Annotated in this window: 18 protein-coding genes and 1 pseudogene; 5 read left to right on the top strand and 14 right to left on the bottom strand. The window is 71.4% G+C overall.

Features of this window, described 5'->3' with window-relative positions:
* Nucleotides 1–127, top strand: a pseudogene (locus tag ABTU92_RS19645) (recombination protein RecR); the annotation flags it as partial.
* Between the two features lie 130 nt (nt 128–257).
* On the opposite strand, the gene ABTU92_RS19640 reads toward ABTU92_RS19645, so the two are convergent.
* On the bottom strand, nt 258–1,244 hold the full coding sequence (locus ABTU92_RS19640) for a Bug family tripartite tricarboxylate transporter substrate binding protein (RefSeq protein ID WP_408093322.1): 987 nt from the start codon (nt 1,242–1,244) through the stop codon (nt 258–260).
* A gap of 115 nt (nt 1,245–1,359) precedes the next feature.
* On the opposite strand from ABTU92_RS19640, the gene ABTU92_RS19635 reads away from it, so the two are divergent.
* Nucleotides 1,360–2,157: an aspartate dehydrogenase gene (locus ABTU92_RS19635; protein ID WP_408093321.1), complete on the top strand. Its 798-nt coding sequence runs from the start codon at nt 1,360–1,362 to the stop codon at nt 2,155–2,157.
* A gap of 153 nt (nt 2,158–2,310) precedes the next feature.
* On the opposite strand, the gene efp is transcribed toward ABTU92_RS19635, so the two are convergent.
* Nucleotides 2,311–2,877, bottom strand: coding sequence for an elongation factor P (efp, locus tag ABTU92_RS19630; protein ID WP_408093320.1), 567 nt, complete (start codon nt 2,875–2,877; stop codon nt 2,311–2,313).
* A 210-nt stretch (nt 2,878–3,087) separates the two neighbouring features.
* Between efp and epmA the strand changes: the two genes are divergently transcribed.
* Entirely contained in the window at nt 3,088–4,140 is a 1,053-nt protein-coding gene (gene epmA / locus ABTU92_RS19625; protein WP_408093319.1) for an EF-P lysine aminoacylase EpmA, read from the top strand.
* Between the two features lie 246 nt (nt 4,141–4,386).
* Entirely contained in the window at nt 4,387–5,514 is a 1,128-nt protein-coding gene (locus tag ABTU92_RS19620) for a lysine-2,3-aminomutase-like protein (protein ID WP_408093318.1), read from the top strand.
* A gap of 13 nt (nt 5,515–5,527) precedes the next feature.
* Here the strand turns inward: ABTU92_RS19620 and ABTU92_RS19615 are convergent, their stop codons facing one another.
* Both ABTU92_RS19615 and ABTU92_RS19610 read right to left on the bottom strand, forming a co-directional pair.
* Nucleotides 5,528–7,603, bottom strand: coding sequence for a cache domain-containing protein (locus ABTU92_RS19615; RefSeq protein WP_408093317.1), 2,076 nt, complete (start codon nt 7,601–7,603; stop codon nt 5,528–5,530).
* A gap of 191 nt (nt 7,604–7,794) precedes the next feature.
* The gene (locus tag ABTU92_RS19610; protein ID WP_408093316.1) at nt 7,795–9,861 is read right to left on the bottom strand and encodes a cache domain-containing protein; all 2,067 of its coding nucleotides are present in this window, start codon (nt 9,859–9,861) and stop codon (nt 7,795–7,797) included.
* A 625-nt stretch (nt 9,862–10,486) separates the two neighbouring features.
* Between ABTU92_RS19610 and ABTU92_RS19605 the strand changes: the two genes are divergently transcribed.
* Nucleotides 10,487–11,338, top strand: coding sequence for a RibD family protein (locus tag ABTU92_RS19605; protein ID WP_408093315.1), 852 nt, complete (start codon nt 10,487–10,489; stop codon nt 11,336–11,338).
* Here ABTU92_RS19605 and ABTU92_RS19600 read toward each other — a convergent pair.
* From ABTU92_RS19600 to ABTU92_RS19555, 10 genes are all read right to left on the bottom strand, one after another.
* Complete coding sequence (locus ABTU92_RS19600; protein WP_408093314.1) at nt 11,251–12,111, bottom strand: class I SAM-dependent methyltransferase; 861 nt, start codon at nt 12,109–12,111, stop codon at nt 11,251–11,253. The genes ABTU92_RS19605 and ABTU92_RS19600 overlap by 88 nt on opposite strands.
* Nucleotides 12,108–13,286 (bottom strand): glycosyltransferase family 4 protein, encoded by a 1,179-nt coding sequence (locus ABTU92_RS19595; protein ID WP_408093313.1) that lies wholly within the window; start codon nt 13,284–13,286, stop codon nt 12,108–12,110. The genes ABTU92_RS19600 and ABTU92_RS19595 overlap by 4 nt, the downstream gene beginning before the upstream one ends.
* Before the next feature lie 157 nt (nt 13,287–13,443).
* Nucleotides 13,444–13,845, bottom strand: coding sequence for a 6-pyruvoyl trahydropterin synthase family protein (locus ABTU92_RS19590; protein WP_408093312.1), 402 nt, complete (start codon nt 13,843–13,845; stop codon nt 13,444–13,446).
* Between the two features lie 252 nt (nt 13,846–14,097).
* The gene (locus ABTU92_RS19585; protein WP_408093311.1) at nt 14,098–15,330 is read right to left on the bottom strand and encodes an argininosuccinate synthase; all 1,233 of its coding nucleotides are present in this window, start codon (nt 15,328–15,330) and stop codon (nt 14,098–14,100) included.
* A 357-nt stretch (nt 15,331–15,687) separates the two neighbouring features.
* The gene (gene bchO / locus ABTU92_RS19580; protein WP_408093310.1) at nt 15,688–16,575 is read right to left on the bottom strand and encodes an alpha/beta fold hydrolase BchO; all 888 of its coding nucleotides are present in this window, start codon (nt 16,573–16,575) and stop codon (nt 15,688–15,690) included.
* Between the two features lie 196 nt (nt 16,576–16,771).
* The gene (locus ABTU92_RS19575; protein WP_408093309.1) at nt 16,772–17,842 is read right to left on the bottom strand and encodes a class 1 fructose-bisphosphatase; all 1,071 of its coding nucleotides are present in this window, start codon (nt 17,840–17,842) and stop codon (nt 16,772–16,774) included.
* A 243-nt stretch (nt 17,843–18,085) separates the two neighbouring features.
* Nucleotides 18,086–19,210: an alpha/beta fold hydrolase gene (locus ABTU92_RS19570; protein WP_408093308.1), complete on the bottom strand. Its 1,125-nt coding sequence runs from the start codon at nt 19,208–19,210 to the stop codon at nt 18,086–18,088.
* A 296-nt stretch (nt 19,211–19,506) separates the two neighbouring features.
* Entirely contained in the window at nt 19,507–21,324 is a 1,818-nt protein-coding gene (locus ABTU92_RS19565; protein WP_408093307.1) for a magnesium chelatase subunit D, read from the bottom strand.
* Nucleotides 21,321–22,343: a magnesium chelatase ATPase subunit I gene (gene bchI / locus ABTU92_RS19560; RefSeq protein ID WP_408093306.1), complete on the bottom strand. Its 1,023-nt coding sequence runs from the start codon at nt 22,341–22,343 to the stop codon at nt 21,321–21,323. The genes ABTU92_RS19565 and bchI overlap by 4 nt, the downstream gene beginning before the upstream one ends.
* A 395-nt stretch (nt 22,344–22,738) precedes the next feature.
* On the bottom strand, nt 22,739–23,364 hold a 626-nt coding region (locus ABTU92_RS19555), incomplete at its 5' end, for a tetratricopeptide repeat protein (protein WP_408093305.1).

Below are 23,364 nucleotides of genomic sequence, written 5' to 3'. Positions count from 1 at the left end.
GCTTCTGGCCGACGCGAACGTGAAGGTGACGGGCCTCGCCCACGGCGTCCCGGTCGGCGGCGAGCTCGATTATCTCGACGAGGGCACGCTCACCCAGGCAATCCGCAGCCGCACCACGATGGGGTGAGGAGGGAGGGCCGGGTCCGCCACTTCACCGCGCCCCGAACCTCACCCCGGTGCGCGCTGTCGCGCGCCCCGACCCTCTTGTCGCGCAAGCGCGCGACCCTCAGGGAGAGGGTCACGACCGACGCCGTGCCTCACTCCACCTGGACGCCGCTCGCCTTGATCGGGGCGGCCCATTTCTCGATCTCGCTCTTCACGAACTTGCCGAGATAGTCGGGCGTCATCCGATCGGGCGACACCACAACGGCGCCGAGCGAGGCGAGGCGCTCCTGCACCCACGGCGTCTTCATGGTCTCGACCAGCGCGGCGTTGAGCTTGTCGACGATCGGCTTGGGGGCGCCCTTCGGCAGGAAGATCGCGTTCCAGGTATACGCCTCGACCTGCGTGCCTTCCTCGGTCGCCGAGGAGAGGTTCGGCAGCGCCTTCGAGCGGTCCTTGGTCAGGATGGCGATCGGCTTCACGGCGCCGCCGTCGATCTGCGGCTTGGCCGTGGAGATCATGTCGCACAGATAATCGACTCGCCCGCCCTGCAGGTCCTGCATGGCCGGGCCGGTGCCGCGATAGGGCACGTGGGTGACCGGCAGGCCGGCCGCCGTGTTGAACACCACGCAGGCGAGGTGCGAGGCCGACCCGGCGCCCGCCGAGGCGAACGTCATCTTGCCGGCATTGGCCTTGGCGTAGGCGACGAACTCCTTGTAGTTGCTGACCGGCAGGTCCTTGCGGATGACCAGCACGATCGGCACGTCGGCGAGCAGCGCCACCGGCGTGAAGTCGCCCTCGGCATTGTAGAGCGGCCGCTTGTAGAGGGTCTGGTTCTGGGCGTGGGTGCCGACCGTGCCGAGCACCATGGTGTAGCCGTCCGGCGCCGCGTTGGCGACGCGCTGGCTGCCATTGGCGCCGCCGGCGCCGCCGACATTCTCGACCACCACCTGCTGGCCCAGCACCTCGCCGAGCCGCTGGGCGACGATGCGCCCGAGCACGTCGGTCGGGCCGCCGGCCGCGAACGGGATCACCATGGTGACGGGGCGGCTGGGGTAGTCCTGGCCCTGCGCGGACGCGATCGCCGGTGCGGCGATCGCCAGCGCGGCGGCCACCAGCAGCCTGAAAGCGGAGCGGAGCATCGGTTCCTCCTTGTTTGTTCGGAGCGTTCGATTATGGAAATGAGCGTCTAGACAACAATCCAGGGCCCGCAAGGTCGCAGGAAAAGCGGAAAACGGGAAGGCGAAAATGGTGCCGATGCGGATCGGAATCGCGGGACTCGGCGCCATCGGCCGGGCGGTCGCCCGGGCGCTCGCCGACGGCATGCCGGGGCTGGAGCTCGCCGGCATCGCGGCGCGCGACCACGCCAAGGCGCGGGCCTGGCTCGACGCCCAGGGCATCGCCTGCCCGATCGTCAAGCTGGAGGCGATGCCCTCGCATGCCGACCTGGTGGTCGAATGCGCCCCGGCCGCCGTGCTCGACGCCATCTGCCGGCCGATGCTGTCGGCCCGCAAGAAGGCCATGGTTCTGAGCGCCGGCGCGCTGCTGTCGCACCCCGAGCTGATCGAGCTGGCGAGCCACAAGGGCGGCCAGATCATCGTGCCGACCGGCGCGTTGATCGGCCTCGACGCCGTGACGGCGGCGGCGCAGGGGACGATTCATTCAGTGCGGATGACGACCCGCAAGCCGCCGCGCGGGCTCGCCGGCGCGCCGCATCTCGTGACCAACGACATCTCTGTCGAGAATCTGACCGAGCCGAAGCGCGTCTTTGCCGGCACGGCCCGCGAGGCGGCGATCGGCTTCCCGGCCAACGTCAACGTGGTGGCGGCGTTGGCGCTGGCCGGCATCGGGCCGGACCGCACGACGATCGAGATCTGGGCCGACCCCGGGGTCGACCGCAACTGCCATGCGATCGAGGTCGACGCGGATTCGGCCAAGTTCCAGATGTCGATCGAGAACGTCCCGTCCGAAAACCCCCGCACCGGCCGCATCACGGCCCTCTCGGTGCTGGCGGCGCTCGCCAAGCAGCGCGCCCCGCTGCGGGTGGGGACTTGAGCGCGGCACAGACGTAGGGTGGGCAAAGGCACGCCGGAAGGCGTGCCGTGCCCACGCGGTCCGTCGGTAATGGTCCGTCGGATCGGCAACACCCGACGGGGTGGGCACGGCGCTCTTTGCCTTTGCCCTCTCGACGGGTGGATCGGGAAAGCCTCAGTCCTTCGCCCGCTCCACATACGTCCCGTCGGCCGTGGAGACGACGATGCGGGTGCCGACGCCGACATGGGGGGGCACGCCGGTGCGCAGGCCGTTCGACAGCACGGCCGGCTTGTAGGACGACGAGGCCGTCTGGCCCTTCATGGCCGGCTCGGTCTCGACCACCTCGAGCACCACGCGCTGCGGCAGCTCGATCGCCACCACCACGCCCTCGTGCACCGAGAGCTTGCACTTCATCTCGGGCTGCAGATAGACGGCGAGATCGCCGATCACGTCCTCGGGCGCGGCGACCTGCTCGTAGCTCTCCATGTTCATGAAGTGGAAGCCGTCGCCATCCTGGTAGAGATACTGGTACTCGCGCTCCTCGACATGGGCGCGCTCGACCTGGTCGGTGGTCTTGTAGCGCTGCGACGACTTCACGCCGTCGGAGAGGCGGCGCATGTCGAGCTGGGTCACCGGGGTGCCCTTGCCGGGATGGATGTTCTCCGCCGTGAGGACGACGTAGAGCCTGCCGTCGAGATCGACGATGTTGCCCTTGCGGAGCGAGCTGGCGATGACCTTCACGTGCATAGATCCTTGCTGCGGGGAGGCCGGGGCGCCTGCGCGGAGCGGCGACGAACCCGGGAACCGGCGGTGTCGCGTGCAACATACTGATCCTTTGGCGGTTCGCCAGTGCTTTTCGGCGCCGGCCAGCCCCGCCGGCGGGGCGCCGGGCGGGATGGTGAAGGCGGGAATCCTCTCGATGAATCAACGACGAACGGCGCGAGGCCGGGCATGACCGCGGCGTCGCCCTGGTGGACGCCGCACGTCCATGCCGACCGCCGGCCGCTGCTCCTCGCCCGCAACCGCATCGCGGCGGGCGTCCGGGCGCGCTTTTCCGCCGAGGACTTCGTCGAGGTCGACCCGGCCGCCCTGCAGGTCTCGCCCGGCAACGAGGCGCATCTCCACGCCTTCGCGACCGAGGCGATCGGCCCCGACGCCATCCGGCGGCCGCTCTTCCTCCACACCTCGCCCGAGTTCGCCTGCAAGAAGCTTTTGGCCGCCGGCGAGCCGCGCCTGTTCGCCTTCGGCCACGTCTTTCGCAATCGCGAGCGCGGCGCCCTCCACCACCCCGAGTTCACCATGCTCGAGTGGTACCGGGCCGGCGCGCCGTGGACGGCCGTGATGCAGGACTGCGCCGACCTGCTGGCCCTCGCCTGCGAGACCACCGGGGTGCGGCGCGTCGCTTTTCGGGGGGCCGAGGCCGACCCGTTCGCGCCGCCCGAGCGCCTCACCGTCGCCGAGGCCTTCGCCTGCTATGCCGGAATCGACCTCCTGGCGACCGTGGCGAGCGGCTACACCGGGGCCGATACCGACCGCGACGCCCTCGTCGCCGCCGCGACCGCGGCCGGCATCCGCACCGCCGAAGACGACACCTGGTCGGACGTGTTCAGCCGGGTGCTGGTCGAGCGCGTCGAGCCGAATCTCGGCATCGGCCGGCCGACCCTGCTGACCGCGTATCCGGCCGCCGAGGCGGCGCTGGCGCGGCGCGCCGGGCACGATCCCCGCGTCTCCGAACGGTTCGAGCTCTATGTCTGCCGGGTCGAGCTCGCCAACGGTTTTGGGGAGCTGACCGACGCCGCCGAGCAGCGTCGCCGCTTCGCGGCCGAGATGACCGAGAAGGCGCGCGTCTATGGCGAGACCTACCCGGTCGACGAGGATTTTTTGGCGGCCCTGACGATCATGCCCGAAGCCTCCGGCTGCGCGCTGGGCTTCGACCGCTTGGTCATGCTGGCGACCGGCGCACCCAGCGTCGAGACGGTGATCTGGACCCCGGTGGCCCCCTGAAGCGCTGCGATTTCACCTCTCCCCGCGCGCGGGGAGAGGTCGACATTCGCGCGATCAGCGCGGATGTCGGGTGAGGGGGCGTCGCCGCGAGTCTGAGCTTTAAGGCGACGCCCCCTCATCCCGACCTTCTCCCCGCCCGCGGGGAGAAGGAGCGCGGGCGCCGTGCCCGATGACACTCCCGAGCCGTCCCCCACCCTTGTGGCCGTCCCCGCGCCGGCGTATCGCTGGCGGCCGAAAGGCCCCCGGATGACCGCGCAGCGCAAGACACTCAGGACGGCGGACGACCTCGCCGCGGCGGGCCTCGTGCGCCCCGCCGACGTGCCGCTCCTCGACAAGGTCGCGGCTCGCTACGCCGTCGCCGTGTCGCCGGCGATCGCCGCGCTGATCGACCCCGCCGATCCGGACGACCCGATCGCCCGCCAGTTCCTGCCCGACCCGGCCGAGCTCGACACCGCGGCCGAGGAGCGCCTCGATCCGATCGGCGACGACGCGATGAGCCCGGTCGAGGGCGTCGTGCATCGCTATCCGGACCGCGTGCTGCTCAAGCTCGTCCATGTCTGTCCGGTCTACTGCCGCTTCTGCTTCCGCCGCGCCATGGTCGGTCCCGGCGGCCGGCCGACGCTGTCGCCGAAGAAGATCATGGCGGCGCTCGACTACATCCGCGGCCGCCGCGAAATCTTCGAGGTGATCCTGACCGGCGGCGATCCGCTGATCCTGGCGCCCGACAAGCTCGCGGCCGTGATCACGGCGCTCGGCGCCATTTCTCACGTGAAGGTCGTGCGGGTGCATACCCGGGTGCCCGTGGCGATGCCGGAGGCGGTGACGCCGGCGCTGGTCGATGCGCTGAAGATCCCCGGCAAGGCGACCTATGTGGTGCTGCACGCCAACCACCCGCGCGAGCTGACCGAGGACGCGCGCGCCGCCTGCGGCCGGCTGATCGACGCCGGCATCCCGATGCTGTCGCAATCGGTGCTGCTGAAGGGCGTCAACGACGACGACAAGACCCTGGCCGAGCTGATGCGCAGCTTCGTCGCCGCGCGGATCAAGCCCTACTACCTGCACCACGGCGACCTCGCGCCCGGCACGGCGCATCTGAGGACGACGCTCGCCGATGGGCAGGTGCTGATGCGGCGCCTGCGCGGCCGCGTGTCGGGCCTCGCCCAGCCGACCTATGTGCTCGATCTGCCGGGCGGCGCCGGCAAGGTGCCGGTCGGCCCGACCTATGCGACGCCGGTCACCGGCTGCGAGCCGGGCGGCCCGGCGCACTGGGAGGTCGAGGACCTGCAGGGCCGCACCCGCATCTACCCGCCCGATCCGGACGAGGCCGAGCCGGTGCCGGAGAGCGACGCCGGCCCGCCCGAAGCCGAGGCCTGAGCCGCGCAGGCGGTCAGGCGGCGCGCGCCCCGGCGCCGCGCCGGTCCCGCCGCTCCGGGCCGGCATAGCCCGGATCCTGCCGCCGGCGGCGATCGAGCGCCCCGGTGCGCAGGTTCTGGAAGAACGTCGCGACCTCCTCGGACAGCCGCGTGGCGTGGCCGGCGAGCGCCTCGGCCGTGGTGAACACGGCACCGGCCGAGCGGCTCGCCTGCGCGACCGCGTCGCTCACCACCGCGATGTCGCCGACCAGCGAGGCGTTGCCGGCCGAGGCCTGCTGGGCGTTCTGCGAGATCTCGCGGGTCGCCGCGCCCTGCTGCTCGACCGCACTGGCGATCGTCGCCGTCACCCGGCTGATCTCCTGCATGGCGGCGCCGACCTCGCGCACCGCGACGACCGCGTCGCGGGTCGAGACCTGGATGGCGTCGATCTCGCCGGCGATCTCGGCCGTCGCCTTGGCGGTCTGGGCGGCCAGCGCCTTCACCTCCTGGGCGACGACCGCGAAGCCTTTTCCCGCCTCGCCGGCGCGCGCCGCCTCGATCGTCGCGTTGAGAGCGAGCAGGTTGGTCTGCGCCGCGATCGCCTGGATCATCTCGACGACGGCGCCGATGCGCTCGCTCATCGTCGCGAGGCTCTCGATCTCGGCGACCGAGCGGCCCGTCTTGGCGTCGGCCGCCGTCACCACCGCGGTCGCCTGGGCGATCTGGCGGGCGATCTCGGCGACCGAGGCGGACATCTCCTCGGCCGCCGCGGCGACCGTCTGGACCGAATGCGCCGCCTGCTCGGAGGCGCCCGTGGCGGCACTGGCGCGGCCCGAGGCCTGCGCCGCGACGCCGTCGATCGTCTGCGCATTGGTGCGCATCTCGCCGGCGCTGTCCGACACGGCCGTCACGACGTCCTCGATAGCGTCGCGGAAGGCCGTGATGGCGGCCTCGATCTTGCGATTCTGCTCGGCGAGCAGCGCGGTGCGGGCATGCTCCTCCCGCTCGGCATCGACATGCGCCTTCTCGACCGCCTTCACCTTGAAGGCCTCGACGGCGGCCGCGACCTCGCCGATCTCGTCACGCCGGCCCAGCCCCGGCAGCTTGACGTCGAAGTCGCCGTCGGCGAGCCGGCGCATGCCGGCGGTGAGCGCCCGCAGCGGGCCGACGATGCCGCGGTTGAGCAGCAGCGCGAGACCGAGCGTCACCAGGAGGACGATGCCGCCGATGACGAGCGCCGTCGTCCGCGCCTCGGCGAGCGCCGCCACGGCGCCGCTGCGATCGACGCCGAGCACGAACACACCGATCGCCTCGCCCTTGTAGTCGCGCACCGGCGCCGCGACGACGGCGTGCTCGACGCTGGCGACCGGCAACGTGATCATCTCCGACGAAGCGCCGAGCGCCTTCGTGATCTGCTCCGGCGTCAGCGCGGGCAGCTCGCGGAACGTCGACGCATAGGTGTCGAAGCCGTTCGGGGTCTTGAGGAGGAAGGCGACGTCGGCGCCGGTCGAGCGCTTGAACGCCTCGAAGAACGGCTTGCCGAACGACATGCCGATCTCGAGCGAGCCGACCTGCCGGCCGTCGTGAGACACCGGCACGACGCCGCGGATGCCGAGCCCGGCGACGCCGCTCTCCAGGCCCGAGACCGACTTGCCGGTGCGATTGACCTCGACCACGGTGTGACGGAAGGAGCTGAGATCGTCGCCGAAGCTCTCCGGCTTCTGATGCACGCGCAGGAACGTCGTCGCCGGCGCGGTGTGGAACTGCATCTGCACGATGCCGTGCCGGTCCTTCAGCGCCTTGAAGCCGGGCACCAGCATGGCGTGGAGCGTCGCGCGGTCGCGCGCCGCGAAGGCCGCCTGGATCGTGCTGTTGAGGGCGAGGCTGTCGGCGAGCGCGATGGCGCGCGCCGCGTCGTCGGCGAGACGGCCGGAGAAGAACGCCTGCAGCACCCCGAGCTCGTGGGCGGCGGCCTTCTCGGACATGCGGCTGGAGAGCCAGAGATTGCTCGCGGTCGTCGCCGCCACGGCGAGGACGACGCTGGCCGTGATCGCGGCCGCGAAGCGCATTCCGATGGTCATCCGGCCTAGCCGATGCTGCACGTCCGTCATCAGCCGCTCCTACCCATGAACTAATTCGGCCCTAAACGTTCTCTCATCACCTGCACTTGCACGAATACGTTGCAATGTTTCGCTTAAATTTACGTTTCCACCCGCACGCGCCGGAAGTGGAAACGCCGCCCCCGACGGATCGGGAGCGGCGTGTGAGCAGGTCGGATCTTCGAATTCGGCCGGCGGCGGCCTCACGCGGCCGTGCGGGTGCCCTCGCGGCGCTGCCGGCGGTCCGGGCCGGCATAGCTCGGATCGCGGCCCTTGCGGCGGTCGAGCACGCCGGTGCGCAGGCTGTGGAAGAACGCCGTCACCTCGCCGGAGAGGCGCGAGGCCTCGGCGGCCAGCGAGTCGGCCGCGCCGAACACGGCGCCGGCGGCGCGGCTCGCGTCGCCGACCGCGGTGCTCACCCGGCCGATATTGCCGGACAGCGTGGTGTTGCCGGCGGCGGCCGCGTGGGCGTTGTGCGAGATCTCCCGCGTCGCGGACCCCTGCTGCTCGACCGCGCCGGCGATCGTCGCGGTCACCTGGCTGATCTCGCGCATCGCCTCGCCGATCTCGCGCACCACCTCGACGGCATTGCGGGTCGATGACTGGATCGCCGCGATCTCGCCGGCGATCTCGGCCGTCGCCTTGGCGGTCTGGCCGGCCAGCGCCTTCACCTCGGAGGCGACCACGGCGAAGCCCTTGCCGGCCTCGCCGGCGCGGGCCGCCTCGATGGTAGCGTTCAGCGCCAGCAGGTTGGTCTGCGCCGCGATCGTCTCGATCAGCTCGACCACGGTGCCGATCCGCTGGCTCATCGTGGCGAGGCTCTCGATCTCGGCGACCGAGCGGCCGGTGCGCTGGTCGGCCGTCTTCACCACCTCGGTCGCCTGGCCGAGCTGGCGGCCGATCTCGCCGATCGAGGCCGACAGCTCCTCGGCCGCCGCCGCGACGGTCTCGACGCTGGCCGAGGCCTGCTCCGACGCGCTCGCCGCCTCGGTCGCCTCGGTCGAAGCCCGCGCCGACAGCCCGTCGATCGTCTCGGCATTGGCCCGCATCGTCGCGGCGTTGTCGTTCACCGAGCCGAGCATCGCCTCGATCGACGAGCGGAACGCCTCGATGGCGGCCTCGACCTTGGCGTTCTGCTCCTCGCGGATGCGGATGCGCTCCTGCTCCTGGTGCTCGGCGTCCAGCCGCGCCTTCTCGATCGCCTTGCGCTTGAACGCCTCGACGGCGGCCGCCACCTCGCCGATCTCGTCGCGCCGGCCGAGGCCGGGCAGCACCACCTCGAAGTCGCCGTCGGCGAGGCGCCGCATGCCGGCGGTCAGCGCCCGCAGCGGCTGCACGATGCTGCGGTTCAGGAGCGCCGCGAGGCCGAGCGTCACGATCAGCACCGCGAGCCCGATGCCGATCGACCAGTTGCGTGCCTCCGCCATCGCGGCCGTGAACTTGCTCTGGTCGACGGCGAGCACCGACACGCCGATGACGTCGCCGCGATAGTCGCGCACCGGCGCGAGCGCGACCGCGTGATCACGTCCGCCCAGCGCCGTGGCGAACGATACGACCTGCCCGGCGGCGGCCGCCGCCATCTGCTCGGCGCCGAGCACAGGCGCCTGTGCGAAGGTCGAGGCGAACGTGTCGAAACCGCTCGGGGACTTCAGATGAACGGCGAGATCGGCGCCGCTCGTCTGCTTGAACGACTGGAGAAGCGGCTTGCCGAACGACATGCCGATCTCGACCGAGCCGACCGCCCTGCCCTGATGGAGGACCGGCACGACGCCGCGGATGCCGAGGCCTTCGACGCCGTTCTCGAGGCCCGACACCGGCTTGCCGCTGCGGTTGACCTCGACCACGGTCTGGCGGATCGCCGAGAGGTCGTCGCCGAACTTCTCGGGCCGATGGACGCGCAGGAACGAGGTGGCGGGCGCGGTGTGGAACTGCATCTGGACGACGCGATGCTGATCCTTCAGGCGGCCGAAGTCCGGCACCAGCAGCCCGGCCAGCGCCTCGCGGTCGCGCGCCGCGAAGGCGGCCTGGATGCCACGATTGGCGGCGAGGCTGTCGGCGAGCGCCAGCGCGCGCTGCGCCTCGTTGCGCAGGCGCCCGACGAAGATCTCCTGCAGCACGGTCAGCTCGTGGTCGGCCGCCTGCTTCGTCATCCGGGCGGAGAGCCAGACATTGCTGGCCGTGGTCGCCGCGACCGCGAGGATCACGCTGGCGCCGAGCGCCGCGGCGAATCTCAGGCCGATGGTGGCGCGGGGAACGAAGGAGAGGGACATCCGAGAAACTCCACGACTGAAATCGGCGCCGCCTCGACGAGGCGGTGAATGACGGTCTCGAAAACCAGATGGTCGGCGGGGGTGAAAGACGCCGGAAACGGGTGGGCGGTCGCCAAGCGATCCGCGGTCATGGGGCGGGGGTCTCGATCCCGGTGAAACCGGATGCCTTCGTCACGCGAGCCCATAACCTGCCCCGACCGCGGCGACGGCGCCCGCGATCGAATCCCGACGCCACGGCAGCGACACCACGACTTTCGGTTTAATGCTCGGACTTGAATGAATGGTTACGCAGACTGTTCACCCTCCGTGGCACGCGGGCGTAGTCCGCGCGGCGCGCGCACTAGCCCGCGATCGCGGGACACGCGCGGCCCGGCCGGCGCGGCGCGCGCGCCGCTCGAATGCTGCGGCGCGGCGCCGCGTCGGCGGGACGACCGACCGGTGCGACGGTCATTGAGCCGCCACGACATCCCGGGATAGAGTTCTGCGGCTTCATCGTCCGCTGCCGACGAGCCCCGTGGCAACGGCCGGGCCTGTCGGGCGTTACCGTCCGTCTGGGCCGTCGGCGGACCGTGCGGCCTGCACCGTGATGTCTCGAGATCGGAACGCGCGTTTGGACCCCTCGTGCTTGTCGCTCGGTGAGGCCCTGGCCGACGCATGGTCGGCCGTCCCACAGGCCGTGCGCCGCGGCGCGCCGCTGCCGCCGGAGTACGAGCCACTGTTCGGGCCGCTGCGCACCGGCAGCGTCGACGCCCTGATGGTGATCGGCCAGATCGGCCAGTCGCTCGACGGCCGCATCGCCACGGTCGGCGGCCGGCTCGAATACATCAACGGCGCCGCCGGCCTCGCCCATCTGCACCGCCTGCGCGCCGTGGTCGACGCCGTGGTGGTCGGTGTCGGCACGGCGCTGTGCGACGACCCGCGGCTCACCGTCCGTCATGTCGCCGGTCCCGACCCGGCCCGTGTCGTCATCGACCCGCACGGGCGTCTCGACACCGACGCGCGGCTGCTCGCCGACGACGGCGTCCGACGGATCGTGGTGACCTCGGCCGCGGCGCCGCAAGGGGCGGACGCGCGGCGCCTGCCGGACGGCGTCGAGCGCCTCGTCGTGCCGGCGACCGACGGCCGCCTGGAGCCGGCCGCGATCCTGGCGGCGCTCGCCGCGGCGGGGTTCCGCCGCATCCTGATCGAAGGCGGCGCCGACACGCTGTCGCGCTTTCTCGCCGCCGGCTGCCTCGACCGCCTGCACGTGACGGTCGCGCCGATCATTCTCGGGTCCGGCCGGCCGGGCTGCACGCTGCCGCCCATCGCCGATGCCGAGGACGCGCTGCGCCCGCGCGTGCGGACCGTCCCGCTCGGTGACGAGGTGCTGTTCGACTGCGATCTGTCGGCTCAGCGCCGCCCGGTCGGGCCGGCGGTCGGGCCGGCGGCGCCGGGCGCCCCGGTCGCGCCGGTCGGCCGCGCGAACACGTCGCGGTGACCGATCCGGATGGTCGAGCGGCCGACCATGGCGAGGCCGGTGCGCCGCCGCACCCAGGCGTCGATGGTCGCCTGCGGGACGCCGACCAGCTCGCGCGCCGCAGCGGCCAGCGAGGCGACGACGTCGCCGAAGATCGGGTCGCGCGCCCCGATCACCCAGTCGGACAGGCCCTGCACCACCTCGTAGCCGAGGCGATCGAAGCGGCGCACCAGCTCGCCGACGGCGGCCGGCCCGAGCGCCGGGCCGAAGCCCTTGTCGGTCGACTGGTGGCGGTTGAAGGCCGACACGATGGTGGCGTCGGCGTCGTCGGCGGGCTCGAGCATCACCCGGCCGTCGTAGGAGAGGGCCGCGTAGAACGGCAGCCGGCGCACCGCGACCTCGGTGACCAGGCGCTCCAGCCAGTCCTGCGAGACGAGATCGAGAAACGCCGAGGTGGCGACGAGATCGATCGGCCCGTCGAGTGCGGTCTCGATGTCGCGGGCGAGATCGACGGCCGTGACGGTGACGCGCGGGCCGACCGCCATCGCCTCGGCGGCGCCCTTGGCGCGCGCCAAGAGCCCGAGATCGTTGTCGACCAGTCGCCAATGCTGATGCCGCGGCAAGAACTCGCTGAGCGCGCGCAGGGTCGACCCGGTGCCGCAGGCGAGGTCGACGATGGTGACCGACGTCTCCTGCGCGAAGCAGCGGCGCAACGCCTCCAGCACGGCCGGATTGCGGGCCTTCCGGTCGTGCGGCTCGCGGCGTTCGAGCCAGTCTGCGCTGAAGCTGCTCACGTGTCGGTTCCGGCTCCGTCGGTCTCTTGTCGTGCGGTCGTCAGGTCTTCGCGCATCACGTCGTCGCGCATCACTTCTTCGATCGTCGTCGCGACGATGCGGGCCGTGTCGGGCCAGCGCGGCAGCGTATCGGCCGCGGCCCGCGCCGCGGCGGCGAGCCGCGTGCGCGTCGTCGGCTCCGCGATCGCCTCGCGCAGCGCCACGGCGAACGCCGCGACATCGCCCGGCGGGACCAGAATCCCGGCGCCCGGCGGGACCGTGTCGGGGATCGCCCCGCCCGTCGTCCCGACCACCGGCAGCCCGAAGCTCGTCGCCTCCGCGAACGCCATTCCGTATCCCTCGAACAGCGACGCCGACACGAACAGGTCGGCCTCCGCATAGAGCGTCGCGAGCCGGTCCGCCGAGACGGTGCCGGCCAGCGTGACGCGATCCCCGAGGCCACGCGCCGCGATCAATGCCGCGACAGACGCCGCCGTCATCGGATCACGATCCTGCGGCCCGACGATGACGAGGCGCCAGTCGACATCCTTCAGCCGAGCCAGCGCCTCGATCAGAACATCGTAGCCCTTGCGCGGCACCAGCGACCCGACCGAGATCAAATTTGTAGCGCGATCATCGCCTGCAAGGAGACGCGACAAGCCGATCTCATCAGGCAAGAAGCGGGCCGACGAAACGCTGCCCGGCAAGAAACGGGCCGGCCGGTCGGTGCCCGGCACCGCGACCGTGATGCGGTCCGGCGCGACGCCGTAGTCGACGGCGACGCAGCGCGCCGTCGCCGGACTGGTGACGATGACGGCGCGGGCCCCGGCGAGCGCCGCGCGCTCGCTCGCCCGCAGCGCATCGGCCTCGTCCGGCGACAGCCCGGCCTCGAGCGCCAGCGGATGATGCACCAGCGCGACCACCGGCAGACGGCGGCACACCGTCGCGGCGAGATCCGGCAGCACCCCGTAGGCGAGGCCGTCGACGATCAGCGGGGTGCCGGGCGGGACCGCGCCGAGCATCGCGACGGCGGCCCGGCGGGTCGCGGCGTCGGGCCACGGAAAGCCGTCGCCGAGCGACAGCACGTCGACGCTCCAGCTGGCAGCGCGCAGCTCGGCGATCAGCCGCCTGTCGTAGCCGTAGCCGCCGGTCGGCGTGTCGAGATCGCCCGGCACGGCGAAGACGAGGCGCTTCATGTCGCGCTCGACCGAACAAGCCGCCGGTCATTCCGGGGCGGCGTGCAGCGCCGAACCCGGAATCCAGCCACACGCTCATGACACCGAAACTGGATTCCGGGTTCGCAGACCTGCGGTCTGCGCCCCGGAATGACCAGGAGAGGCCGACGACAAACCCTCACCACAGCGGTGCCTCGTACCAGGCGCGGGCGACGTGCGATTCGGAGATGGTGACGCGGATCGCGTGGAGCTCGCGGCCATCGCGACCGAGCCCGCCGGCGCGCGCCGTCTCGGCGAGCTTGTCGAAGACGTGGCGGGTCAGGAACTCGGTCGTGGTGTTCCGGCCGGCGAAGTCCGGAACGTCGTCGAGATTCTTGTAGTTCAGCGGCGCCAGCACGGCCTTCAGGGTCTCGTCGAGCCGGCCGATATCGACGACGATGCCGTTCTGGTCGAGTGCCTCGGACAGGATCGCCGCATCGACCACGAAGGTGGCGCCGTGCAGCGCCTGCGCCGGGCCGAACACGGCCCCGCGGAACGAGTGGGCGATCATGATGTGATGACGGACTTCGACGGCATACACGGGGGCGGCCTCCGGTTCGGGGCCGCCAGCTTAGCCGAAGATCCGCAGCGAGTGAGAACCGTCTCGGGCGCCGAGGCCGGGGCTACCCCCCTCCCCACCCCTCCCCCACAAGGGGGGAGGGAGCGGGCCCGTCGTGTCGCTCGTCTTTACCCAAACAGAGACGTGATCTTGCCGAGGCGTTTCGCCTCGAGCGTTCCCTCCCCCCTTGTGGGGGAGGGACAGGGAGGGGGGTGAGCCACGACGGGCCTGCCCTCACGTCCCCATGCGCTTCCTGCGCTGGCCGAGGGTGCGCAGGCGCAGCGCGTTGAGCTTGATGAAGCCCTGGGCGTCGTGCTGGTCGTAGGCGACGGCGCCCTCTTCGAAGGTGACGAGCTCCTGGTCATAGAGCGAGAACGGGCTCTCGCGGCCGACCACCGTCACGTTGCCCTTGTAGAGCTTGAGCCGCACCCGGCCGGTGACGAACTCCTGGCTCTTGTCGATCGCGGCCTGCAGCATCTCGCGCTCGGGCGCGAACCAGAAGCCGTTGTAGACGAGCTCGGCGTATTTCGGCATCAGCTCGTCCTTCAGGTGACCGGCGCCGCGGTCGAGCGTGATCGACTCGATGCCGCGATGCGCGGCGAGCAGGATGGTGCCGCCGGGCGTCTCGTACATGCCGCGCGACTTCATGCCGACGTAGCGGTTCTCGACCAGATCGAGCCGGCCGATGCCGTTGACCCGGCCGAGGTCGTTGAGCTTGGCGAGCAGCGTCGCCGGCGACAGCTTCACGCCGTCGATCGCCACCGCGTCACCGCGCTCGAAGTCGACGGTCAGGAAGGTCGCGTGGTCGGGCGCATCCTCGGGACCGACGGTGCGGCTGTAGACGTAGTCCGGCACGTCCTGGGCCGGGTCCTCCAGCACCTTGCCCTCGGAGGAGGTGTGCAGGAGGTTGGCGTCGGTCGAGAACGGCGCCTCGCCGCGCTTGTCCTTGGCGATCGGGATCTGGTGCGCCTCGGCGAACTCGATCAGTTTTGTGCGCGAGGTGAGATCCCATTCGCGCCACGGCGCGATCACCTTCACGTCGGGCTTCAGCGCGTAGTAGGCGAGCTCGAAGCGCACCTGGTCGTTGCCCTTGCCGGTGGCGCCGTGGCACACCGCGTCGGCACCGACTTGTTCCGCGATCTCGATCTGCTTCTTGCCGATCAGCGGGCGGGCGATCGAGGTGCCGAGCAGGTACTGGCCCTCGTAGAGGGCGTTGGCGCGGAACATCGGGAAGACGTAGTCGCGCACGAACTCCTCGCGCAGATCCTCGATGAAGATGTTCTCCGGCTTGATGCCGAGCAGGAGCGCCTTCTGGCGGGCCGGCTCCAGCTCCTCGCCCTGGCCGAGATCGGCCGTGAAGGTGACGACCTCGCAGCCATAGGTCGTCTGCAGCCACTTCAGGATGATCGAGGTGTCGAGACCGCCCGAATAGGCCAGCACCACCTTCTTGACGTCGCTCTTTGCCATGCCCTCTCGGCCGGACGGCCGCTCCTCGTGCCGACGGCCGCGGCGCTCCGGGGCCTCTGTCGGCGTGTCGTGAAAAATCGCGGCGGACTATAGGCGGCCGGCGCCGCCGCGCAAGCCGAGGCGCGCGGGCGGCAGCGTTGCCGGCGGGGTACTCCGGTGGGTGGGTTGTCGGCAGCGGGGTATGCACGTTCTCACGGCCCCTGTCGTCCCGGGGCGCGGCAAGTTCGCTCGGTCATTCCGGGCCGGCGCGGAGCGTCGGACCCGGAATCCAGCCGCACATTTCAAGACTGCCGCTGGATTCCGGGTTCGCGGCTTCGCCGCGCCCCGGAATGACGGTGAGTTCTTGGGCCGGCGGTCTCAGCCCGCCGTCGCCCCGACCTCGCCCCAGAACTCGGAAATCAGCGCAGAAATCTCCGCCGGCTTCTCCTCGTGGGCGAGGTGGCCGAGCGTGCGCAGGCAGACGACGCGGGAGCCGGGCACGCGGTCGCGCGCCTGGAACGATTCGTCGGGCGGCACCGTGCCGTCGCGCCCGCCCGCGATCAGCAGCAGCGGCACCGCGAGCCGCGGCAGGTCGGCGGTGAGGCGCTCGAGGTCCCAGTTCGCCATCATCACGAGGGCGGCGTGGACATGGTGCGGGTTGCGGGCGAGCCGGGCATAGAGCTCCTCGCCCTCGGGCGAGATGGTCGAGCCGGTCGAGTTCAGGATGCCGCGGATCGGGCCGCGCCCCTCGGCCCACCAGGCGAACGCCCGGGCGGTCAGCGTGTTGGAGGCGAGCACCCGGGCGATCGGCGCGAAGGTGTGGCCGGCGACGCCGCGGAACGGCATCAGCGCGCCATTGATCGAGACGATGCCGCGCGGCGCCAGCGTGCCGTCGATCGCCATGCGGATCAGCACGGCGGCCCCGGCCGAGTGGCCGGCGACCAGGGCCGGATCGACCGCGAGCGCATCGAGCAACGCCCGCACGGCCGCCGCCATGCCGGGCAGCGACAGGCTGGAATCGTCATGGGTGCGGGTGAAGCCGTGGCCGGGCAGATCGGGCGCCACCACGGTGAACTGCTCGGCGAGTCGCGGAATCATCGCGGCGAACGAATGGGTCGCCGCACCGGTGCCGTGGAGCAGGAGCAGCACGGGCCCCTGCCCGGCCTGCTGGACGTGCCAGTGGATCCCGCCCGCCTCGACGAAGCGGCTCGCGTCGCGGTTCGGCCAGTCGCGGCCGTCCCGCTCCCACGCCAGACGATCACTCATCCCGAAACGTCATGCTCTGGAATGTCAGGACCGAAAACACTCACGATCGAACGATTCTCGCCGGCGAACCAATCTCACGATCGACACATCGAGGTTGCCGGCAAAAACTACGCCGCCGGGTCCGGCCCGGATCAGTCTGAAAACATCCCGGCGTCGGGCCGGCCGGCCGCGGCCGACCGGCGTGCCTGTTCGCGACTCACTTCGCCGTCTGGAACAGCTCGTCGGACTTGAACTTCGGCGTCGCGAAGTCGCGGCCGGAGTGGTCGCGGTGATAGGCCTCGATGCGCTCCACCTCCTCGCGCGATCCGAAGATCAGGGCGATGCGCTGGTGCAGCTTGGTCGGCTTGACGTCGAGGATGCGGTCCTGGCCCGTGATCGCCATGCCGCCGGCCTGCTCGGCGATCAGCGCGATCGGGTTCGCCTCGTACATCAGCCGCAGCTTGCCGGGCTTGCCCGGATCGCGGGTGTCGCGCGGATACATGAAGACGCCGCCGCGGATCAGGATGCGGTGACAGTCGGCCACCAGCGAGGCGATCCACCGCATGTTGAAGTCTTTTCCGCGCGGCCCCGGCTGGCCTTCCAGGCACTCGTCCACGTAGCGCTTCACGGCCGGCTCCCAGAACCGGGCGTTCGACGCGTTGATGGCGAACTCCTGGGTGGTCGTCGGCATCTTGATGCGCGGATGCGTCAGGATGAACTCGCCGAGCTGCGGATCGAGCGTGAAGCCGTGCACGCCGGTGCCGACGGTGAGCACCAGCATGGTCGACGGTCCGTAGATCGCGTAGCCGGCGCAGACCTGCTTGACGCCGGGCTGCAGGAAATCTTCCGGCCGTGGCTCGACGCCGGGATTCGGCGCGCGCAGAATCGAGAAGATGCTGCCGACCGGCGCGTTCACGTCGATGTTCGACGAGCCGTCGAGCGGATCGAACAGCAGCAGATACTTGCCGCGGGGATAGCGGGGCGGGATCGCCCACGGCATATCCATCTCCTCCGACGCCATGCCGGCAAGCTGGCCGCCCCACTCGTTGGCGCGGATGAACACGTCGTTGGCAATGACGTCGAGCTTCTGCTGCGTCTCGCCCTGGATGTTGGTGGTGCCGGCCTGGCCGAGCGCGCCGCCGAGCGCGCCGTTGGCCACCCGCCGGGCGATCGCCTTGCAGGCGAGACCGACGTCGATGATCAGGGCACTGAAATCGCCGGTGGCTTCGGGGAATCTGCGCCGCTCTTCGATGAGGAATTGAGACAGCGTCGTGTGATCGGTGAGCATTATCGGTCTCCCAATCGTCAACTCATAACGTCCACGACGAGCAGGCTGCAAGCGGGAAGGTTCGAGCGGGAAGGCTCAGGTTGCCGGCCTGTCGGAGATCCGCCGGCATCGCTTGCTCGCGTCGACAGAAACTATAGTCCCGACCCCGAGGGAAAACCACGTTTATGTTGCATCACACGCGATATGTCGGGCGCGATCTCGCGGCGGCGCCCGCGCCGTTGTGCGCACGGTTGCGCTGCACGCTCAGTCGGCCGGCACCGCCCGCTTGGCCGGCGCGAGGCCGGTCACGAACTGGTCGTAGACGCGGGCAAAATCGCCCGGACGCTCGAATTGCGGGAAAGCGCCCGTGTCGAACACCTTGACGGACCAGTTGGGCCGCCGCCCAAGACTGTCGAGCTGTCCATAGTCGACAAAATCCCCGCGCGTCCCGTGGACGACCAGCACGGGCAGGCCGAGCTGCTCGTAGACGCGGGTGATGTCGCGGCTGAACAGGAGGCCGCCGACGAACCAGAACGGCGCGTGCTCGGCGCCCGGCTGATGCGTGGTGAGATAGGCGTAGTCCCACACCCCCTCGTCGATCGTCTTGGAGCCCCAGGTCTTCTCGAGGAAGAAGCGGATGCTCGGTCGGACGGTGAGCAGATCGAAGACGGCGCGGCCCCACACCGGGAACGAGAAGGCGCCGCGCAGCGCCGTGCTGCCGCGGGTGCTGCCCGGCGGCCCGTAATAGGGACCACGCGAATCGAGCCCGGTCGGGCTGACGAAGGCGACGCTGCGGAACGCGTTCGGGGCTTCGGCGGCGGCACGGGCCAGGAACTCCGAGCCGAGCGACAGGGCGATGGCATCGACCGGGCGGTCGCCGTGGATGCGCTTGATCTCCTCCACCATGGCCAGCACGGCGTCGGTCATCAGGCGCGGCGTGTAGGTGCGATCGCTGCGCTCGGAGAAGCCGAACCCCGGCAGGTCGAGGGCATAGACCGGGCGCCGGGTCCGCGCCGCCTCGTAGATCGGCTTCACCTCGTAGGCCGAGGCGGCGGCGTTGACGCTGTGGATCAGCAGGAGCGGCGGCAGGTCGGCCTCGGCCACCGCGGTCGCCTCGGCGGCCGGTGCCGTGGTCGGGGCGGGGCCGTCGACATAGTAGCTGAGCCGGCCGGCGATCGAGTCCATGTCGCGCTGGTCGCCCGGCAGGGCCGGCGGCATCCGCATCTTCTTGGGGATCAGGAAGGCGCTGACGGCGATCCAGCCGAGCGCCGCGACGGCCGGCACGGCGGCGATCCCGCGCACCCAGCCGGCGCCGGTGCCGCGCCGGCCCGCATTGATCCCGCGATGCACCGGCAGCGGGCGGCGGGCGAGCGTCGACTTGATCGGCATGGAGAAAACCCTCGGCTGGCGGTCGCGGTCGCGCGCCCGAACACCTCCATAACGACCGGCCCGGCCGGTTGGTTCTCTGCGCGACGCCGTTTTGCCGCACGACGAGGCGTGGCGTTGTGTTCCTTCTCCCCGCGCGCGGGGAGAAGGTGGCTCGACGCACAGCGGCGAGACGGATGAGGGGGCGCCTCCGTATTCACGAGACGCCCCCTCACCCGATGTCCGCGCTCGACGCGCGAACGTCGACCTCTCCCCGCGCGGCGGGGAGAGGCTCTAGGAACGGCTCTGGGAACGAGCCCCTACCCGGCGAGCGACTCGCGGGGCGGCGACACGGCCTTGACGGCGCCCGAGATCGCCGCCGCGTCGGCATAGGGCAGCGGCAGGTACATGGCGTCCATCTCGCCGGCGATTTTTCGCGCCAGCGGGCGGGGATGGGGCGCCGTGTCGACGAGGAGCGCGGTCAGGCCGGCGGCGCGCAGGAGGCGGGCCGAGGCGAGCGCGTCCTCCTCGGCCTTGGGCCGGCCCGGCGAGCCGTCGCGGGCAATGTTGGCGGAGCCGTCGGTCAGCAGAATGATGAACGGCGTCTGCCCCTTGCGCCGGATCTGATCGGCCAGCGCGACGGCGAGGTCGATGCCGCAGGCGAGCGGCGTGCCGCCGCCGCCGGGAAGCCCCGCGAGGTTGCGCTTCGCCCGCACCAGCGAGCGGGTCGGCGGCAACAGGATCTTGGCGACCTTGCCGCGGAACGACACCATGGCGACCTGGTCGCGGCGCACGTAGCAGTCGGCGAGCAGCAGCTCGACCGCGCCCTTCGCCTCGGCGAGCCGGTGCAGGGCCGACGAGCCGGAGGCGTCGACCACGAAGATCGTCGCCGTCTCGGTCTTCTGCTTGAAGCGGGTGATGCGGAAGTCGTCCTTGCGCACCTCGATGCGGGCGGTGCGCTCCGTCTCGCCGGCCAGCGCGCGCTCGCGCCGGCGCAGCGGCTGCCAGGGCGCCGCGGCCCGCAGCGTCTCGATGAGGTTGAGGCGGGCGCCGCCCGCGCGCGGCTCGCCGCGTCGCACACCGGCCGGACGTCCGCGCAGCTTGGTCTTCTGCAGGTGCCCCGCGCGGCCGGTCGAGGGGATGCGCGGCTTGATGCGGCCCTGCAGACGGAGCTGCTCGAGAATGCCGGACGGAATCGCCGCCTTGGCGGCCTCGAGGATCATGTCCTCGAGCGGCCGGTCCTCGACGTTCTCCTGCTCCTCGTTCTTGCCATCGGGCGGCGGCGGCTCGTCCTGCTGCTGCTGATCCTCCGGCGGCGTCTCCTCCTCCGGGGGCGGCAGCGGCAGACGGGTGGCGCGCGGCGCCAGCACCAGGCGGGCGGCGACGGCCGCGTCCTCCTTGGCGATCTCGTCGCGTCCCATCAGGGCGGCGTGAGCCCGCGCGACGGCCAGCGCCTGCAGGGGCGCGCGCAGCGACCAGACGCCGAGCGACAGCGCCGTGCCGCACAGCGCCTCGACCACGTCGTCGGGCGCCACGATACCGGCGAGCTTTTCGCGCGCCGCCGCGATGTCGTCGGCGTCGGGCGCGTCCTCGGCCGGCGGCTCGGCCGAGACGCCCTCGAAGTTCAGCCGGAAGGCGAGGCGGTCGGCGAGCGCGGTCGGCGGCTGCTCGTCCTCGGTCATGCCCTCGTCGAGGGCGACGATGCCGAAGCGGGTCGGCGCGTCGATGGCGATGCCGTCGCGCTCGACCGTGACGCCGCCGTTGTCCAACACGGCGCCGATGCGGGCCGCCGTGCCGGCCGACATCCGCTCCGCCATGGCGGCGATCAGCACGCCGCCGTCGGTCTCGGTGAGAATCCCGCGCTCGGCGATCGGCCGACCGGCCCGCAAGGTTGCGGCGAGGTCGAGCCCGCCGAGCAGGCGGCTGTCGCTGACGTGATGCGGCAGCCGGCGCACCGGCGCGCCCTCGGGCAGCAGCTTGCGCAGCGTCGTCAGCCAGCGGTCGCGGGCGAGGCCCGGGAGCGAGCGCAGCGCGACGCCGACCGTGCCGGCCGGATCGACCGCGAACAGCGCCGCCGCCAGGACCGCGTCGGCCCAGGGGGACCGTTCGGGCGCTGCGGTCTCGGCCGGGTCGGTCATGCGGCGAAATGCTCCGCCAGCGCCCGCTCGACCCGCACCGTCGAGCCCGCCTCGTCGAGCGGGTTGCGGCGCAGGCGGTGGCGCAACGCCGACGGCGCGACCCGCTTGAGATGCTTGTCGCCGACGCTCGCGTCGCCCTCGAAGGCGGCGAGCGCACGCGCCGCCCGGATCAGGGTCAGCTCGCCGCGCAGGCCGTCGGTGCCGAGCCCCATGCACAGCTTCGCGGCGCTCTCCAGCGTCGCGTCCGGCACCTTCACGGACGACACCCGCTCGCGCGCCGCGAGGATCTTGCGGCGGAGCTTGTCGTCCTCCTTCTTCCACTTGGCGATGAAGGCTTCCGGATCGCGCTCGAAGGCGTCGCGCCGGCGCACCACCTCGATGCGGGTCGGCAGATCCTCGGGCGTGCGCACCTCGACCGACAGGCCGAAGCGGTCGAGGAGCTGCGGGCGCAGCTCGCCCTCCTCCGGGTTGCCGGTGCCGACCAGCACGAACTTGGCCGGATGGCGGATGGAAAGACCCTCGCGCTCGACCACGTTCTCGCCCGACGCGGCGACGTCGAGCAGCAGGTCGACCAGATGGTCCTCCAGGAGATTCGCCTCGTCGATATAGAGGAAGCCGCGATGGGCGCGGGCCAGGAGGCCCGGCTCGAACGCCTTGACGCCCTGCGTCAGGGCGCGCTCGAGGTCGAGGGCGCCGACCACCCGGTCCTCGGTGGCGCCGAGCGGGAGATCCACCACCGGCACCGGCACCTGCCGGCTCTTCAGCTCGGCCTCGGACTTGCCGCGGCAGTGCTCGCACGACGCGGCCGGCTTCGCCGGGTCGCACGCGTACGGGCAGCCGACGACGACCTTCATCTTCGGGAGGAGCTGCGCCAGGGCGCGCACCGCGGTCGACTTGCCGGTGCCGCGGTCGCCGAAGGCGAGCACGCCACCGACGGAGGAATCCACCGCGGCGATCAGCAGGGCGAGCTTGATCTCGTCCTGCCCGACGATGGCGGAGAACGGAAACACCAATGCCATGAGGGGCCCAATCTCGATGAGGCAGTACGGGGAACGGGCGCCGGCCGCCGGTCGTGGACGGACCGCGCCATCTGTCAGGCCCGAGAAGTATAGGGAGTGTCAACTCGCCGCAACATGCGTAAGCCCCCTGAGGTCGCGGGATGGTCACGGGATTAGTCGCGGCGGAGGGGTGCTGGAAAACGCGCCCGTCCGGTGGATGGGCGTCATGCTTGGGCACCGGCGCCACATCACGCTCCCCGCCGCGCGACGGCGCAGCGGGGGGCGGCTCCTGAAACACAAAGGTTCACGGGCTCTCAGAGGCTATGGATCTTCCGATTTTTGCACTCTTCGACCTGAGTCCAATCAATGACTTGGCCGGGCCGGAAACGCCGAAAACCGGAATGATTCACAAGCTCTCAGGTGCGCGACTGTCGGATCACGTCGAGCCAGCTCTGGGCGGCCTTCTCGGCGCTCTTGCGCACCGCTTCGGGCTGCTTCTGGGCGAACTCTTCCATGTAGGCGTCGCCCGCCCCGCCGGCCGTCGCGATCAGGTGCCACTTGACCGCCTCGACCGGGTCCGCCGGCACGCCGCGGCCGGCCGAGAGCAGGCGCGCGAGGCGGTTCTGGGCGATGGCGTTGCCGCGCATCGCGGCCTTGCGGAAGAATGCGGCGGCGCGCGCCTCGTCCTTCGGCGTGCCGGTGCCGTTGAACAGCGCGATGGCGTATTCCACCTGGGCATCGACCACGCCGGCGACGGCGGCGCGCTCCATCCAGCGGGCCGATTCGGCCATGTCCTGCCGCACGCCGCGGCCCTCCTTGTGGAGGACGGCGAGGGCGTACTGGGCCTCCGGGCTGCCGCTCGCGGCCGCCGTGCGGAACAGCTCGGCGGCGCGGTCGTAGTCCTGCGGGAAGAGCTGGCCCTCGACATAGAACAGCCCGAGGTCGTAGGCGGCGGCCGGATGGCCGAGCTTGGCGGCGGCGGCGAGCAGGCGGGCCGCCTCGCCCGTATCCTTCGGGCCGGCGCGGCCGCCGAGCCGGAACA

Origin of the sequence: Rhodoplanes sp. SY1, assembly GCF_046000175.1 — a bacterium.
Taxonomy (GTDB): Bacteria; Pseudomonadota; Alphaproteobacteria; order Rhizobiales; family Xanthobacteraceae; genus Rhodoplanes.
Note: the sequence above shows the minus strand (reverse complement) of the source record. Positions and strands in the feature narration are given on the sequence as shown.